The 15,876-nt window shown below is 58.1% G+C and carries 18 protein-coding genes; 8 read left to right on the top strand and 10 right to left on the bottom strand.

Annotation, left to right across the window (positions count from 1 at the left end; translation table 11 throughout):
- Window position 1: 1 nt before the first annotated feature.
- The 5 genes from ACOYW6_RS07765 to ACOYW6_RS07745 form a co-directional block, all read right to left on the bottom strand.
- The gene (locus tag ACOYW6_RS07765) at window positions 2-910 is read right to left on the bottom strand and encodes a hypothetical protein (RefSeq protein WP_423140759.1); all 909 of its coding nucleotides are present in this window, start codon (window positions 908-910) and stop codon (window positions 2-4) included.
- A 55-nt stretch (window positions 911-965) separates the two neighbouring features.
- Window positions 966-1,313 (bottom strand): hypothetical protein, encoded by a 348-nt coding sequence (locus ACOYW6_RS07760; RefSeq protein WP_423140758.1) that lies wholly within the window; start codon window positions 1,311-1,313, stop codon window positions 966-968.
- Between the two features lie 67 nt (window positions 1,314-1,380).
- Window positions 1,381-1,908 carry a DUF4402 domain-containing protein gene (locus ACOYW6_RS07755; RefSeq protein ID WP_423140757.1) on the bottom strand — a complete coding sequence of 176 codons (528 nt, stop codon included), beginning with the start codon at window positions 1,906-1,908 and terminating at the stop codon, window positions 1,381-1,383.
- A gap of 705 nt (window positions 1,909-2,613) precedes the next feature.
- On the bottom strand, window positions 2,614-3,216 hold the full coding sequence (locus ACOYW6_RS07750) for a hypothetical protein (protein ID WP_423140756.1): 603 nt from the start codon (window positions 3,214-3,216) through the stop codon (window positions 2,614-2,616).
- Between the two features lie 309 nt (window positions 3,217-3,525).
- Window positions 3,526-4,224 (bottom strand): response regulator transcription factor, encoded by a 699-nt coding sequence (locus ACOYW6_RS07745; RefSeq protein ID WP_423140755.1) that lies wholly within the window; start codon window positions 4,222-4,224, stop codon window positions 3,526-3,528.
- A 251-nt stretch (window positions 4,225-4,475) separates the two neighbouring features.
- On the opposite strand from ACOYW6_RS07745, the gene ACOYW6_RS07740 reads away from it, so the two are divergent.
- The 6 genes from ACOYW6_RS07740 to ACOYW6_RS07715 all read left to right on the top strand — a co-directional run bounded on the left by ACOYW6_RS07740 (window position 4,476) and on the right by ACOYW6_RS07715 (window position 8,814).
- Window positions 4,476-6,044 carry an ATP-binding protein gene (locus ACOYW6_RS07740; protein WP_423140754.1) on the top strand — a complete coding sequence of 523 codons (1,569 nt, stop codon included), beginning with the start codon at window positions 4,476-4,478 and terminating at the stop codon, window positions 6,042-6,044.
- 364 nt (window positions 6,045-6,408) lie between these two features.
- A complete protein-coding gene (locus ACOYW6_RS07735) occupies window positions 6,409-6,948 on the top strand; it encodes a sigma factor-like helix-turn-helix DNA-binding protein (RefSeq protein WP_423140753.1) in 540 nt (179 codons plus the stop codon).
- Window positions 6,949-7,011: 63 nt separating this feature from the next.
- Window positions 7,012-7,332 carry a hypothetical protein gene (locus ACOYW6_RS07730; RefSeq protein WP_423140752.1) on the top strand — a complete coding sequence of 107 codons (321 nt, stop codon included), beginning with the start codon at window positions 7,012-7,014 and terminating at the stop codon, window positions 7,330-7,332.
- A gap of 38 nt (window positions 7,333-7,370) precedes the next feature.
- Window positions 7,371-7,820 carry a hypothetical protein gene (locus tag ACOYW6_RS07725; RefSeq protein ID WP_423140751.1) on the top strand — a complete coding sequence of 150 codons (450 nt, stop codon included), beginning with the start codon at window positions 7,371-7,373 and terminating at the stop codon, window positions 7,818-7,820.
- The gene (locus ACOYW6_RS07720) at window positions 7,808-8,239 is read left to right on the top strand and encodes a JAB domain-containing protein (RefSeq protein ID WP_423140750.1); all 432 of its coding nucleotides are present in this window, start codon (window positions 7,808-7,810) and stop codon (window positions 8,237-8,239) included. The genes ACOYW6_RS07725 and ACOYW6_RS07720 overlap by 13 nt, the downstream gene beginning before the upstream one ends.
- Window positions 8,236-8,814 (top strand): hypothetical protein, encoded by a 579-nt coding sequence (locus ACOYW6_RS07715; protein WP_423140749.1) that lies wholly within the window; start codon window positions 8,236-8,238, stop codon window positions 8,812-8,814. The genes ACOYW6_RS07720 and ACOYW6_RS07715 overlap by 4 nt, the downstream gene beginning before the upstream one ends.
- Before the next feature lie 424 nt (window positions 8,815-9,238).
- On the opposite strand, the gene ACOYW6_RS07710 is transcribed toward ACOYW6_RS07715, so the two are convergent.
- The 3 genes from ACOYW6_RS07710 to ACOYW6_RS07700 all read right to left on the bottom strand — a co-directional run bounded on the left by ACOYW6_RS07710 (window position 9,239) and on the right by ACOYW6_RS07700 (window position 12,016).
- Complete coding sequence (locus ACOYW6_RS07710) at window positions 9,239-9,877, bottom strand: PilZ domain-containing protein (protein WP_423140748.1); 639 nt, start codon at window positions 9,875-9,877, stop codon at window positions 9,239-9,241.
- A 405-nt stretch (window positions 9,878-10,282) separates the two neighbouring features.
- Window positions 10,283-11,113, bottom strand: a complete 831-nt coding sequence (locus ACOYW6_RS07705; protein ID WP_423140747.1) for a hypothetical protein — start codon at window positions 11,111-11,113, stop codon at window positions 10,283-10,285.
- Window positions 11,114-11,242: 129 nt separating this feature from the next.
- The gene (locus tag ACOYW6_RS07700) at window positions 11,243-12,016 is read right to left on the bottom strand and encodes an MBL fold metallo-hydrolase (protein WP_423140746.1); all 774 of its coding nucleotides are present in this window, start codon (window positions 12,014-12,016) and stop codon (window positions 11,243-11,245) included.
- 419 nt (window positions 12,017-12,435) lie between these two features.
- Between ACOYW6_RS07700 and ACOYW6_RS07695 the strand changes: the two genes are divergently transcribed.
- Entirely contained in the window at window positions 12,436-13,086 is a 651-nt protein-coding gene (locus tag ACOYW6_RS07695) for a hypothetical protein (RefSeq protein WP_423140745.1), read from the top strand.
- A gap of 174 nt (window positions 13,087-13,260) precedes the next feature.
- On the opposite strand, the gene ACOYW6_RS07690 is transcribed toward ACOYW6_RS07695, so the two are convergent.
- Window positions 13,261-13,974: an IS6 family transposase gene (locus ACOYW6_RS07690; RefSeq protein WP_423140744.1), complete on the bottom strand. Its 714-nt coding sequence runs from the start codon at window positions 13,972-13,974 to the stop codon at window positions 13,261-13,263.
- A gap of 391 nt (window positions 13,975-14,365) precedes the next feature.
- Between ACOYW6_RS07690 and ACOYW6_RS07685 the strand changes: the two genes are divergently transcribed.
- On the top strand, window positions 14,366-14,872 hold the full coding sequence (locus tag ACOYW6_RS07685; RefSeq protein WP_423140743.1) for a MucR family transcriptional regulator: 507 nt from the start codon (window positions 14,366-14,368) through the stop codon (window positions 14,870-14,872).
- Window positions 14,873-15,047: 175 nt separating this feature from the next.
- On the opposite strand, the gene ACOYW6_RS07680 is transcribed toward ACOYW6_RS07685, so the two are convergent.
- Window positions 15,048-15,731 carry a response regulator transcription factor gene (locus ACOYW6_RS07680; protein ID WP_423140742.1) on the bottom strand — a complete coding sequence of 228 codons (684 nt, stop codon included), beginning with the start codon at window positions 15,729-15,731 and terminating at the stop codon, window positions 15,048-15,050.
- Window positions 15,732-15,876: the final 145 nt, after the last annotated feature.

The following is a 15,876-nucleotide window of genomic DNA, read 5'->3' as shown; positions in this document are numbered from 1 at the left end:
TCTATTTTACGACAAGTTCACCGCTCGCCAGCTTACCGTTCGATGTCGCACCTTCATCGTCGTAGTAAGTCACAGTGAGCGATTCGCCGTTCCGAGGGGCACGGCTCAAGGTTAAGCGCACGACACGCTGTTCGAGTTCGGTGTAGATCCCGACGCCGCGCGCCAAACCGATCACCTCGGCGCTTTTGCCCTTTACAGCTCGAACCTCGAGATTGCCGTAGACCGATTTGGTGCCCGTCCGATTGATGGGCACAATTAAGATCGGGACGTTGCCGCGCGCCGGAGCCTGAGCAGCTTCCTGTGTTAGCTGCAGGTCTCCGAACGAAACTTGCGCGACAGGCGCGCCATTGCGAACGATCACTGGGATGCTAAGCCCAAAAATCGTTTGAACATTAAATGACAACTCGCCGCGCTTTGCCGCGTCGGCAGCCTGTTCAGCGGTCAATCCGCTCGACGGCGGGGGTACAGTCGTAATCGTTAGGTGAGTGCGCGCCTCCGCGGGCGCCCCGGTCTCGGCAAGCGGTGCTTGGATGCGCACGGTTCTTCCCTTACCTGGAGCGAGCAACAAGCGACTGGGAGAAACAATCATGCCGGCGCGCGCTGAAGTGACCGCAGACGCGCGCGTGGCGGTAGCTCCACCGCGTTTTTTGGCCTCGGTCAGTGGCACGATTTCACCGCTTGGCAGCATGACATTATCGATCAGCGAGACATCGACCGTGATCGGTGTTGTCCCTTGATTGAACACGAACACAGCGTCGCTGCGCTTGCGCGGGGAGAGGATAACACGGCGCGGAGTTATGTTGATGTTCGGTATGTTGGCTGAGGGCACCGCATTCTGGCTGGCCTGGACCGGCTGGGCTGCGGCTATTTCGCCAGACGCGAACGAAAACGCGATGAGCACCAGCGCCAAGCCCTTTGCCATCCGGGCCTGTATCGAACTTGTTACCACATCAACCTCCGGCGAATCAGTTATATTGAGCCAGGATTAGGTTGTTGCCCCTTTCGCGCGAACGCGTCGAGCGATCACTCTGAATCCCGCTCGCTAAATCTGTAGCGCCGCTGTCTTCGAAGTTGTTGATACTGGCAACGAAAGCCGAATCCATAGCCCCCGTGCCGAGCGTGCTGGTTCGGCCCAAAGCAACCGGACGGCCCGGCTCGCCTTGCGGTGGCATGCCAGTCGTAAGCGAAAATTGCCCTAAAGCACTGTAAATTGCCGCCGTGCCAGCGCTGCCGACAATTTCCAGAGCGGCCTGTGTACGAGCGCTTTGCGCAACCGCGGCCCCAGACCACAGGCCCAGCGCGGCGGCAGCCATCGCTGCGGGAATAGCTCCCCGATAAAGCTGCCGCCCCACTACTAGGCTTCCTGCCCGCTCTATGCGCTTAATTATAAGCGGCTGAGACGGTGAACGAGCCGGTGTAGGCGCCCGTCGCTTGAGTCGCCGCCAACGTAAAGCTGCCGCCGACGTTGAGATTGATCGAGCTCGACGTTCCAAGCGTGCCGCCCAGCGACTGTGAACCGGTCTTGTCACTCGAAAGTGTCACGACAATGTCGGTGCCTGTTCCGGTCATAGTGAAGTTGGCTGGGATCGTCAGTGCGACTGTTTGCCCGCCCTCGCCGGCAACGGTGAACTTAGCGCGCGAAGTGGTGACGCCGGTCGTCGCAATCGGGACCGCGCTGCCGCCACTGGCCGTCACAGCATCACTGGCATTGGTAATCGATACGGTATCCGATCCAGTCGCGGGACGCACTACGCGTCCGAAGACCAAGTCAGCAGTCTTTGAGACCGTGACCGGCTGGATGATTGTGGTTGAACCAGTAGCGTTCGCGCTAGCCGATGCCTGTGCGAGTGCCGGATTCGACGAAAGAATGCCCAGCGCGAGCGCGCCGGCAATACCGAATTTGTTCATATAAAATTCCCGATCCTTAAATTCGCCGCAGCCTGAGCCAGACCCGCCTGAACCCTTAGCCTTCGCGATTTCCTTAGCCTACCAGCGCAATCCTTACAACAGAGTTAAGTAGAATCCCTTACCTTGTGATTGGGCTACGCTCTGCCGGCGGTCATCCGCGTTCAGCGGCCCTATTACCGACTTCCGCCAGCATTATGCGGACCTGGAGCTGCAAATACGGTGTCGCTATGCTGACGCGAACGTGCGTCCCGCTCGCAGATCTGTAGCTCGAATACGAAGGCTTGCCCCGGCAGCGAGTGCAATCGGCCCGGGAATTCTGCCCGCGATCCTTGGCGGTTCTCCATCAAGGAGATTTGCACGCCGGCTGAATGCTAGCAGAGATTGAGAGCACGCTGCCGACCTTCCGTATGGCCATCGCCTGCTTCCGCCGAAACATCGCGCGCGCGCTGTTCGGTGAAGGCAGATGTCTGTTCGCGATCCGGCTGCCAAATCGAGGATCGACCTCGTCGTTCCTAGTGTTGCTGCCCCCAACGAGCGATTGGGAAACCTAGCCGTTGGGCCATTGGCCTCAAAACGAGCGACCGGTCCATTGCGTAGACCCACGGCCAAACGGGCGGGAGCGGTTGGCGCCTATTTCCGAATTAGCCAACTTGCGCCCGACGTGGGCGCGGTCACTAGCCTGTCTTACGCAAACGGCTCAGAATATTATTTTGCGGGGCTTCGTCTGGGCTTTTGGGTCAACGCGCGCTCGACACTCCATCCTTGGCTTAGGCGCCCGCTGATACGCCGTTCCGGCACACCAAGCTTCTCGGACCACTGGCCAATCGATAGGCGCAAACCGTCATGCTCCAGCTCACGGACAGAACGCTGGCTTCTGGAAATCAAGCGCGCGTCTATCCACCGGCAGTTATCCGGGGAGTATGGTCCAGCCATGTCGATTCTGTTGAGCCGCGCGCTTTTAAATGGGCGATGGCCCATGTCTTTCACGAAGTTCTCAAATGAGCGCCATCTCTCGCACACCCAACCATCCAGAGCTTCGTGCTTCCCCCTTTCGCCGTACCTCGCCAACATCTTCGACCAAATCTGGTATTCAGCTAAGTATTTCAATGAAAGTCCGCCGGCGGTCCTCGATGCGTGCCCGCAGGAAGTCGAGATATTGCGACGCAAATTGTTACCAAGCACGATTTTTTCGACACCGCACGAACACCTACAGAGCCATTGCGCATGACGTCGATAGTTCGTGGGGCTGCGCGCCAACACGACCCAATCACCAAACTTTTGGCCGGAAAGGTCAATGGTGGAGGTCATCCTGGACATGGTCAGGTTCCGGTCAAAAGACGAAAACAGGCTCCCCTTATAACATCTGTAAGGCTACCTGCGAGCTAGGAGATTGAATGCCGTCCCCGGCGTCTAACGGAGATGATGTTGAATGAGCCCTCAGCATCGACGTGAGAAACGGTCGTCGCCCGCCCGAGGCGGCCATTCGCCTACACTGGCCAGAATTCGATCACCACTCTTGCTTCATTGATAATTGCCGAAACAGGACGCTTACACACGCTGTTGCGGTGCAGGCATTCTTGCAAATAACTGGGCGACGAGGCTGGCTCCGACTCTAGTTCAAGCCAAGCTTTCGTTTAGCGGTTGCGGCGATACCTTCATACCCATTGACAAGCCCAGCCTTACCGCTTCGGCCGTCGAACTTACTGCGAGTCTAGCCATCATATTGCACCGATGCACTTCGACAGTGCGGGTACTAATCGACAAGCGTAACCCAATGAGTTTGTTCGATAAGCCGTCAACGACACCTTGCAAGACGTCTTTTTCCCGCGGGGTCAAACGCGCGAACCTCGCTTGATGTGCCACGCGCTCCTCTTCATCCGCCACCGAGGCCTCCAAGCGCTCGAGTGCTGCGTTAATCACGTCCGTCAATTCGCGATCCGCGAAAGGCTTTTCCAGGAAGTCCGTCGCGCCCAACTTCATCGCCGCGACGGCGTCGGGAATATCCCCGTGGCCGGTTATGACGATGACCGGAAGACGCCTCAAGTTCTCGCCCATTTGCCGCAATACGTCGAGGCCATCGAGGTCGGGCATCCGCAAGTCGAGAAGGACGCAGCCCCGCGGCAGTTGAGGGGCGACCGCCAGAAAATCCTGTCCGGACCGAAACGACCATGGCGCATAACCGCTTGATTCCAAGGCATAAAACAGTGATTGCCGAACCATTGAATCGTCGTCGATGATGTATACAAAGCCAAGGGCCCTGCTGGCCTTTTGGACGTCCTCGCTCCACTGAGCGGCGCGCTGCAGATCAGCCAACATCTCGTCTGCTCCCAGGATCGAATGCGACCATGCGCGCTTCTCAGGCCAATGAGGTTGGCTGAGTGCGCTTTACCCCTACCTTAACGGTATCTTCTTCGTCTAGGAACTCGGCAAAACACCTAGTCGATGCGACAGAATTGGTCGCACGGGGCAGGGGAAATTATCCCGCGGGGGGCGCGGGATAATTGCTATCGGTAATTTGCGCGTGTGGCCTACAGGTATCGGCAAAAGGCACGGCTCGGAACCTCACGATGACGGATATCGATCGCAGACTTGGAGATAAGGGGATGCTGGACCGCGAGACATCGCCCGATTTGAGCTCCGTTAGCGAACTGGTACGGCAAATTCATAAGGTGGGACTCTGGGGTTATGACATCGACTCGGGTCGGGGCGTTTGGTCGGACGAGATGTTTCAGCTCCTCGGACTGCCGCCGGGTTCCGACCCTGCCGAACTCACCGAGGTGAGCGAAATTTTGGGCTCCAAACAGCCTGCGTTCGAGGCGAAAGTTCGGGAAGCGATCGAGACCGGACAATCGTTCAGCTTTGAATGCTGCCAAGAGGAACCGGACGGGGAGAAAAAATATCTCCAGGCTTCTGGGAGCATGGCGGAGATTGGCGGGCGCAAGCACTTGGTTGGGTCGCTGCGGGACGTAACCGCAGAAATGAGCGCGTACCGTACCGTAGTTGCCCAGGCTGCCGATCTTCACCGATTGGCGAGCGAACTTGACGCCGAAAACCTGCGCTTCAAAGAGATGTTTGATAAGGCGCCGGTTTTCGTCGCGATAGGGAGCGGGCCCGTTATCCGCTTCGAATACGCCAATAGCGCGTATCGCGAGCTGGTCGGTAACCGCGAACTCGTGGGGAAGACCGTCGAGGAGGCATTGCCCGAAATCGTTGCGCAAGGGATCCACGATGTACTGAAAACCGTCTTTGAAACGGGGCAGCCGTATGTCGCTATCGAAGAGCCCATGTTTCTTCACGATGGTTCAGCGGACGGACCGTCGATTAAATACCTTACGTATATTTATCAGCCGGTCCGCGGCCCTGACGACCTGGTCACCAACATTCTATGCATTGGGTATGATGTTACCGAGCAACGTTTAGCCCAAGATCAGGCCGACAAGCTGCGGGACGAATTGCTGCGATCTTCCCAGCTGGCGGCGATGGGAACGATGGCCGCGACGTTGGCGCACGAACTCAACCAGCCTCTGACATCGCTCGCCATGTTCGCGGATGGTTTGCGTCGACGCCTTCTGCATACATCCGATGTGGTTGTAACCGAAGCGCTGGAAGCGATTAAGGAAGAAGCTCTCCGCGCAAGTCAAATCATACGGCGGATGCGCGCGGTCGCCGCAGGCTCGCCGAATAATCAACACCCGGTCGAGTTGCGCGAGGTGATTGCGAAGGTCATGAAGAGCAAGGTCGCGGCTTGCGCCGGCGTGCTAATCGACTCAACCTGCGGGCATACCGGTGAGGTCCGCGGCGATGAGATCCAATTGCACCAAGTCATTACCAACATTGTCCGCAATGCATGCGAAGCCCTGGTCGGCCGTGAAACTAAGCAAATTCACATTGCGACCGAGGATCGGGGCGTCGAGGTCGTCGTACGCATTTCGGACACGGGAACCGGGTTCGACACCGCCACGCTGGCCCGCATTTTCGAGGCGACCACGTCCACCAAGGAGGGCGGGATGGGGATCGGTCTAGCGATATGCCGAACGATCGTAGAGGCGTCCGGCGGACGGATCGGGGCCCTGAACAATCCTGACGGTGGCGCAACTGTTTGGTTCGCTCTGCGCCGGTTGGAAAGGGTATCATAATTCCCAGGCCGAACGAGGCGTGTTCTGAAAACGCTTCGGATGCTCATCAGTCAGCAGCGAACAGGTTGAGCCGGGAGCCCGGGCTTCGCGGGGCGCGCGCGGCGATAACATCGGACGTCGTTTCCGGAGAACGACTTTCGCGGGTCTGACAGAGCCCCTCGTCGCATTAAGGGGCTGGCGCTCACGTTTAGCGTCAGCATTTTTTGTGCGATGCGCCCACTTTGATCTCTGAGCGACGGGCCCTCGGCCTTTGCCGCCCTCGATTCATTTTTAGGCCAAACGCTCAGCGGAAAGGGCGCTAACAAGGGCCGGCAAGACACCTTGAACTTGCCGCGAACCTTCGTTTAACGAAGGCGTTTAAGGCGTGAGCACGCACGGGCCGCATGAAAGGCTGAAACCGGTGAATTCAATGGCCGATGGAACCGAGCTTGCAAGGCTGACGTGCAAGCACCGCGAGGTGCTTGACCGTCTGCTCGATCACAAGACGACCAAGGAGATCGCGCGCGAACTTGGCGTCTCTCCCAACACCGTCGATCAGCGCCTCAATGCCGCCAAAAAGGTGTTGGGGACGAGCGCCCGATCGGAAACGGCGGTCGTTTATCGCTATCTGGTCGAGCTATGTGGAAAAACCACATACGAAGATTCACAGCTAACCAAGCATCCAAACCCGATCGATAACCGTCTCCGGAACGCCGACCCGGCGGTCTTCTCGTTGGCGGATGCGGGCTTTGCTCCGACGCCGCCATGGGCAGAACAAAGGGCACTCGTTCCCAGAGTGTTGGAAGGCCGGAACGGATCATATCTCCGCATCGCATATATTGTCGCCGCGGCGTTGGGATTACTACTCGTTCTTTTGGTGGGGCTGAGCGTTATGGAAACGCTTAATGGGCTCTTCCGGGCCTAGATACCTGCACTCATGGTCGAAGCACATCAATCCGGAGGGTCGCCCCCGGAATGGAGGACACGCATGCCCATGACTCTCCCTGCCGCCGAGGCTCGAATCCGCCGTGAAGTACCTGCCGCGGAAGCAGGGATCGACGATGCCTTGCTGCAAACGATCAATCTGATGGCTACCGTACTCGCCGCACGTCGTGACGTCGGTGCATCGGCCGATGCCGGCCAAGCCGTCCTGATGCGTTTAGCGAAAACGCAAAACAGTCTCATCGAGGCCCAGTGCGGAATCCTTCGGGCCCACTCCGAACTGCGCAAGGCCGGTGAGATTCACGGGATTGGAGATGACGGGACCTGCCCGCCTTCTGCCATCGATGGCTACAAGATCGCCGCCTGATAGTTGACGCCGCCGCCGCTTGCTGGAAACGCGGATGAATGATCCGAGTTCTCTTCCAGAACGCGGCGGCGCTGACTCTTTTCCTTTGGGCGATGAAGCGCTGCGGGGCGCCCGAGAAAATCCTTTCGAGTGCGCTGCTGGTGGCGCTGTGGACCAATCTAATCGCACGATGGCTGCTAGGCTATCAAACGCATTTCGCCACCTTCGACCCCATGTCCATGGCGATCGATGGCGCTCTGTTGGTTACGGCCGTCGGGCTTTCGCTCAGGAGCAACAGGACTTGGCCGCTCTGGTTCGCGGCGCTCCAACTCCTGGCGGTCTGCGCGCACATCTTGCGGCCGTTCGATGTGAACAAGGTTCACGCGCTTTCGTATGTGATTCTTTCCCGGATGCCGACGTATGCTCAACTGCTGGTGCTTTTGTGTGCCATGACAGCATTCGAGAATCGCCGCAGACACGGAATCCAGGCAACCGATTGGGAACACTGATCGGCGCACTCACGCGCCAGGGAATCCGCGCAAGCCGGCCGGTCAACGTTTTCGACTGTGATGATGACCGCTTCCGATGCTTCCTTCGACGCACGCTTTCGAAGCTGACGAAAGAGTACGTTTACGTCGCCTTCTTTGATGGTCGGCGCCACTACTTGGGCGACTATTACGTCGCCGGTTGTGAATCCGAGATCGTGATCCGTGGCCGCCAGCTGTTCACCCGAGCGCTGAACATAAACGCTGCGGCGGTCGTGCTTGCACATAATCATCCTTCCGGACGCGCATTGCCAAGTCCGGCGGATATCGAATCGACCCGGCGTCTCGCGCATGTCGGCGAGGCGCTAGAAATTGAACTGCTCGACCACTTGATCGTGGGCGGCGACAACATCTACAGCATGAAACAGGCTAGGATTGTATGACGATTGAGGCCGACAAGCCTATTTGGACGGCGCCGAGCGTCAACCCCATGCCGCCGGAAGTTGTCGTGACTATGCGCGATCGCTGTACGACGAAGGCGAACGAATTGCTGAAATTAGCTGAAAATTGCGACAACCATCTGCGCCGACTGGGCCGACCCGAAGCTCGCGCCCTCGTTCCGGATGCGCAGGTTGCGCTCACTCAGCATCTCGCCATGGCGCTCGCTCGGATGCGCTCTTCCCACACCGCAGACTTCAGTCATGAATACTTCCGCGTGCCGGGTTGGCATATGATGTTGGAGCTTTACGCAGCGGATGCTGTCAGGCCTATTTGGCGCAGCACTAAAGAGCTAATCGTCTATTCGGGCGCATCCGATGCGACTGCGCTTCGCTGGATTGCAATGCTCGTTGACGCCGGCATGATCGAACGAGGCAAATCGTCGTCGGACGATCGAGGCAGCGTCCTGCGAATGACCGCTCGGGGGGTGAAGGCGATGTATGATTTTCTTCTGGCATCCAGCAGCTGCTTTGATCAGGTCGCAATTGATCTGCAGCCCCTCGTTGCGGGCGCAAATTAAGCCGCTATGGCAAACCGCGGCAATCAAGACCCTGAGCGTCTTCGCCGGTTGTCGCGTGGGCGCGCGTGGAAACTAGCGATCCCCTGGGCTCTGGTCTCGGTCGTCAGCCCGCTTTCACAATGGCTCGCGCCGGACCCGGAACTGCTCTTGCTGCGCTCAATGGCCCTGTTGGTTTCACTCGCGGTTCTGACGGTCTTGGCGGCGCTCGCTGGTTGCGATGAACCTTGAAGCACACGCCGGGCCAAAAGAAGCCTTTCCCCTCCAGCCCCGGCGCAGTCGCAACCCGCTTGCCATGCTTTGATAAGTGATGCACGCCCATGCCCACGCAACCTCGTCGCCCCTGCGCGATGGCCATGAGAGTCAAAGAATAAGTAATCGCTAAATAAAACGTAATTTGCAATAATTATGCGCTATAAGTCGCTTTTTAATTTTCTAATAGAGCTTCGTGGTGTGTTGTAGACGCAGTAGTTGGGTTTGCGCCAAGGTTGTGGCACCCAAATTTCTGGTCAATGACCCATTGAGCGAGCTCTTCAAATGACAGCGAACGCACGAAGTTCAATCCCGCATACTCTCCTCGCGTCCAGCATACGGTAGCCCTGCGTTCTATTCCGCCTAAATCTACTTCAACTTCATCGCCAGGCCTGACGAAGGAAGAAAGTACCTTAGCGCCCCGCTGAGAGATGTCCTGCAGTCTGATCGAGAGGTTTCTGTCACCGATTTTAATGGTGCCGCCACACTCGATTTTAAGCCGTGGAGCCCTCGCAATTTTTCTTTTCCTTAGGCTCTTGTGCACATTTGATAAGACACTGGCGACGTCGATTGGATTTGCGAATTCGATTCCAATATGCCCATCCTCGGACCAAACGACCAAGCCACTTACAGTCACTTCCGTGCTGAACTGTACCATGATTGATTGGTTTGGAGCAAAACTAGCGTAAACCCGGCCCCTCATGCCACGGCTTGACAAATCTCGAACGAGACAAAAGCCTGAAAAATGCGAAGTCTCAATAAGAGCGGGCTTGTAAACTGTCGCTCGTCGGTCCTGAATGCGAACGTCGTTCATCTACGACGCCAGCTTTGCTTTTTTTTGTGACTCCACACCCATTGGCTCGTTCTCCACTTGTCATCTAGCCTTGACGCAAAGCTCAGGAGAGAACCCTAAAGCGAACAAGGTAAACGCTTGTTCTAAAAGGGCTTACGTAGTTCCTGCAATAATGATCAGTGATATCGGCCCGAGGCGAGGGGCTCTGCCGCCTAAGTCGCGGACGCCTGAAAGCAGCCACGAACAATGGTCCAACCGAACGACGGGAATTGGGCCAGTAACGGCCGGTCCGCTTCGGAGAGTGCAGTTGAGAAAGGCTGCCTGTCGAAACCGACCTTCTGACTTGCGCGCCGCAGCGCCGGATGGCGACTGGCGGCGCCCCACGCAGTAGAGGCCAAATGGACTCTTAGAACGCTCTGTCTGAGTTTAGGTAATCTTGCACGCCTTGAGTATCGTAGCCGCGTCGCGGTCTCCCTGCGCCGAGCCGCGCTCGGTATAGCCTGTATAATCCTTTGTCTGGAAACTGCGCCCCTCGCCTGCGGCAATCGAGCTCAGCTTGATGCCCGTGAAACCGCTGACGTTGATGCTGAGGCGTGAGACGCGGTACATACCAAAGGCGCCATTGTCGTCCTTCGTGCCGAAGATTGAGAGCTTGTCACCGTGGCTGTTCGCCCCTGATCCGCTGCGGACGGCGTACCAATAATTCTGTGTGCCCATGAAACGGTCGCTGGTTTCGTCAGCGACATAACCCAGCCGCTTTGCATAGTCAGCCGCGCACTTCCTCGCCGCCACCTGTTGCTTCTGGATCTTGTCAGCCATGTCGATGGCGGCGGGTGCGTAACCCTTGCGGCTTCCCTTCGCCAGCGCGCTCGCCACGGTCGCGAAATCATCGTCAGATAGCTGGTTTGATGCCTCAAGGGCCTTAGTCAGATGAGCAAGCGATTCGCCGTGACCCTGCTCGCCGGCCTCTGCATACCAATGCAACGCCCTAGAGTGTGCGTTAGGAAAGGTGGTCGCCGCGTCGTACATATGACCGAGCTGGTGCAGGGCCTCGGGATTGCGAAAGATTTGGACGGCCTCTTCGACCAAGGCGAACTTCTTAGCCTGCTCACCCTTCTTCTCCGCCACTGCCGCCTGCGCTAGCAAGGCCTTCGCTTTCTCCTGCTTAGCGAGATCGGCAGGGCTGGGTTGGGTCTGTGCTGCAGCAGCGGTGCTGGCGAGAAACAGGGCGGCGAGCGATAGCATAGTGCGCTTCATTGCTTCTGGATAACGAGCCGCTAGTTCCTCGACAATCCCCTCGCGCCCGCGCCAAGCTCGGCGACAGGATCAGCTGATGGGCCGGTTGCTGTCTTTGCACTTTGCGACACGCACCAACCAAACCGCCGTTCACCGATCGGACCACCCCGAATAAATGGACAGGACGGTCAGACCTCTTTCAGATCGTGGCCGACGATTGCTTCGCCCCTGAAATTCTCGCGAACGTCGCGCAGCCACATTTCGTCCGTTATGCCCGGAAATACCGGGACGAGATGCGATAACACGAGCTTCCTCACACCGGCGCGCGCCGCGATCAGACCGACCTGCTCGGTGGGAGTGACTGCGCAGCAAGTGGTCCTTGAGCCTGTCGTTACCCGCGGCGAGCTGATCGACTCCGGGGAGGTACATCGCTTCATGAATGAGGAGGTCGGCACCTTTGGCGGGATTGACCAATCTGTCGCTGTAAGTGGTATCGCCAGAAATCACGACCGACCGGGTCGAAGTATCGAACCGGTACGCGAAGGCAGGCCTGACGGTATAATGGTCTACGAAAGCACTCGTCACTTTGACGCGAGCGTCTTCGTATACCACACCGCCATTCCTGGTTTCATGAACCTGCACAAGCGGCTTCAACGGCGGACGCCCTTCTTCACGCATTCTTGCAGCGGTGTCGAAATCCGAGGCCGCCACCGAGCGCGAAACGATCTGCTTAAGCGGAGGCGGTCCATGGAACCTGATCGGATGATCCAGGTCCGATCCCCAGGCCAGGACCGCCAGGCTCCCTGCATCGAGGACATGGTCCGAATGATCGTGCGTTACGAAGACTTGCGACAGCCGGTTCAACCGAAACCCGGCCTTGACCAGTTGGCCGGCAACGCCATTCGGACAATCAATGAGATACACAATGCCGTCGCTAGCAATCGCTACCGAAGCGGGCGAACGAAGCGCTGACGGAGTTGGCCCGCCTTTAGTCCCAAGCAGGACCACCCTCAACGGGGCAGGCGAAGAAACAGCTTGCAGTGGCGATGCCAGGGCCAGTGCGCTGCCGAGAAATGTTCTGCGCGCCAATGGAAACCGAGCGTTGCCGATGTCGCTACTTGGCACCGATTTGGCCCGCCGTCGAATGTCCTTAATTCCAGCCCGAACAGTTAGCGCTGGCCGCACTTAGGCTGATGCCGGAGAAAGGACCTAGGCCGTCATTGCAGCCAACGCTTCCCGAGATGGCAGGAGCCAACAACTAGCCGCCACCCCATTAAACGGCGCCGCCATCGCAAATCTCACCTGCCGCAGGAACGATTAGGTCCTTCGAGGGCTGTTGAAACATGGACCATTGCTCCATCGCCGCTTCGGCACTGCTGGTCGCCTTAGCGGGTTGCACCGAGCCTCACCGGTCGTCGTCAGAGCCTGCGGCGAACGTCGAGACCTCGGATCTTTTGCAAGCAGCGCCTGCATCGGCTGCGGCGCCGGCTCAAGCGACGCCTGCGGTTCCCGCCATCGCTTCGTCGAGCGCCGCGCCGCCGCGCCTCACCGTAGCGCCCGACGGCCTGCGGTGGTTTCTACAGCCGAACGGATCCTCCCACGCACTGCCATTTGGAAAGCCGAAGGACGAAGTCCTCGCGTCCTTGCAAAAGGTGCGCGGGATGGCTGCAAATAGCATCAATTCAGACTGCGGAGCGGGGCCGGCCGCGTTTGCCGGATGGCCCGATGGCCTGAGCTTGCTGTTTCAAGACGGCCGCTTCGTCGGTTGGGGGCTGGACAGGCGGTCCCAACGTGGGGTTCGCACGGCCGATGGCATAGGCATTGGTTCCACTCGCGCAGAGCTGGCCGGCGCAATTGGGCCATCCTTGCAGGTTCGTAAAACCACCTTGGGTACCGAGTTCACCGCCGGTGAATATCACGGGCTGTTCGATAACGGGCGCCCCGAGGCGCGGATTACGGACATGTGGGCTGGAGTGAGCTGCGTCGCGCGATGAGCGGGGCAATTTGTTCCAGGAGGCTCCGGCACCGGTGGCCTGCCCGGGCCTGGACCGAGGGACGATCACGCGCTTTAACACTCGCATGGATTCTGTCAGCCTAACGCGAACTTGTCGCCAATGAACGGAGCTCTCGCTACGGCAGTGTGAATTCAGGCCATGACCAGTTGCCACTCAGCCAGTGCGGCTGAGCGGCGCTGCTTGTAAGTCTGGCGGTCGACGAGGTGGCGCTCCTGGTTGAGGTGATTGTGGACGTTGGCGTGAACTGACGCGAACTTCTGGAGCGTCTTCATTCGCCTGAAGCGAGCATCGCTCGCTCTCGTCGTCGGGACGGCAGGTGCTGTTCTCGACGCGGTTGTTCGCCCAGCGGCCTACCTCCTGCTTCTCAGCGTTGCCCAGCTCATTCATCGCTGCGCGGTACGAGCGCAGGCCGTCGGTCGTGATTTTCTCCGGCGATCGGTGGCGCTTAAGCGCCTTCTTCATGAAGCGCAGTGCAGCTTCCTTGTCGCGGGTTCTGGTGATGTAGCTCTCGAGCTTTCGCATTCCTGGTCGACCGCCACAGGTAGACCATCTCGCCATTGAGGTTGGCTTCGCCGCCCTTCGGTTCACGTACATCTCGTCGAGATGCCAGCGCCAATGCCGGAAGCCGCGCATTCGGTTCACTCTCTGCCGGCCGATGTCGCTCGCGAACAACGGGCCAAACGGTTTCAACCACAGCCGCACCGTCTCGTGACAGATGTCGATGCCGCGCTCGAACAGCAGGTCTTCTACGTTGCGCAGCGACAGCGGGAAGCGAACGTACATCAGCACCACGAGGCGAATGACCTCAGGTGAGGAATTGAACCTGCGAAACGGGCTCCGCGGCTTGGCTCCCGACTTGCGCGGCATCAAGCGCCGCTAGCAGCTGCCCCGTTGGTCTGACAGAGCTCTCAATTTCAATTGCCAGCCACCTGGCGAGCTTGCGCCCCTTTGTCCGCTCAGCGCTTTCTGACAGTCCGAAGTAAGGCGGTAACGGCCGATCGGCTAGGCGGATCAGCCGTTACCGTCGGTGCGTCGATAGCATGCCGATCGACGATTTTGCCGATAGGACGAGTATTCAAATTGCAGCTGCCAAAAAGCTGACACTTGCGCCTGCTAAGGCACTCAACGATCAGCTCAACCGTTGATTAGGTTCTAGCAGCTCCGAATTGTCGGAGCGGCTAGTCTATCGGATAGGTTTTTCTAAATTTGACGCGCGGTCGTTGATGCGTAAACAGCATCTCCTTGCAAAGGAGCCAAGATGCCTGACACCGCGCCGGAAACGAACAATGTCGAACTCGCTACTGAACTCACGATTGCGTGGCTCTCCAATCCCAATACGCGCGCCTCGGCAGGCGACGTGCCTGGCTTTCTCCAGTCGATGCACGCAGCCGTGTCGGGTCTGTCGGCGGTGCAAACGGCTGAGCCGGCGTCCTCTGTGGACGAGCAGTTCACGCCCGCGGTCACCGCGCGCAAATCGCTGGCTTCCAAAGATCACATCATCTCGATGATCGACGGCAAGCCTTACAAGACGCTCAAGCGCCATTTGTCCGGCCATGGGCTTACCCCAGACCAGTACCGCGAGCGCTTTGGCCTCAGGCCCGATTACCCCATGGTATCCGAGGCCTACTCGCAGGCCCGCCGTGACATGGCGAAAAAGATCGGGCTGGGCCGCAGGCCCGGGCAGACTGTCGCTAAGGCGGGCGATCGTCCCGCCAATGCGCAAAGTCGGCGCAAGGCCAAGCCAGCCAACAGCTCGAAAAGCTAAAGGACGCGAGAGGGCCGCTCAGGCATGGGCCCACGCTGATTGAGGGACAAGAGAATGAAGGATTAGGTATCCTACGAGGAGGAAGCTGCTGAAAGGCGTCGCCGTCCCGCGCTTATCATCGGGACATCCTGGCAACTCTCCTGTCGGCTTTGGTTATAACACGATGTTCAGACCTTTATTCTAGAGAATCGCCAGAACCTCCAAGTGTATGACCGGCCAACAAGAGCAGCTGAACCACTTCAGCCGTGCTCTTGACCTTCAATTTTTTCAAAGCTGCTGCACGATGGACTTCAACAGTCCGGACGCTAATATGAAGATCTTCGCCGATCTGCTTATTTGACAATCCCGAGGCAAAGCCAAGAGTGACTTCTTTTTCCCGGCCGGTTAGAGTTGCGAACTTATCAGCCGCGTCTTGACGCTGTGCGACTGCCAGTGAGTCGCCTTCGGATTTCGCATGAGCGGTGGACAAAAGGTCCTCCAAATGCTCAATTTTGAAAGGCTTTTCGATAAAGTCGAGGGCACCGAGTTTCATCGCTGACACCGCTATGGAGATCTCGCCATGAGCAGTCATCATTATCACTGGCCATTCGATATCTCGTTCACGAATCAATTCTAAAAGCCTAACTCCGTCGATCTCTGGCATCCGCACATCGACAATTATCGGCGCCGGGGTAAGTCCATCCAATAAATCAAGAAAATCCTTGGGCCTTCCGAATGGCCACACAGTTATGCCGGAAGAACTCAAAGCAAAATGGAGAGACTTACGAATCTCAGCGTTATCATCAATGACATATACGATCCGTCCGTCCGGTATGGAGGATTCCAGGTTAACCGCATTGTCAGAATTCTTCTTTGTCATCAAAAGAATCCTCCTTCCACTTTCGTCGCGCTAATCTTGCTTGCCGCAGGCCGCGAGCGTAGCGCACCTCTTGGAGAGGTCAACGCACAGCGATGCGCGGACGCCGTCTTTCCTCTATGACGCTAATGGCTCGCCACCGGGCTAG

The organism is Parablastomonas sp. CN1-191 (assembly GCF_049354825.1).
GTDB lineage: Bacteria > Pseudomonadota > Alphaproteobacteria > Sphingomonadales > Sphingomonadaceae > Novosphingobium.
The sequence above is the reverse complement of the archived record's forward strand: the minus strand, read 5'-3'. Positions and strand labels throughout refer to the sequence as shown.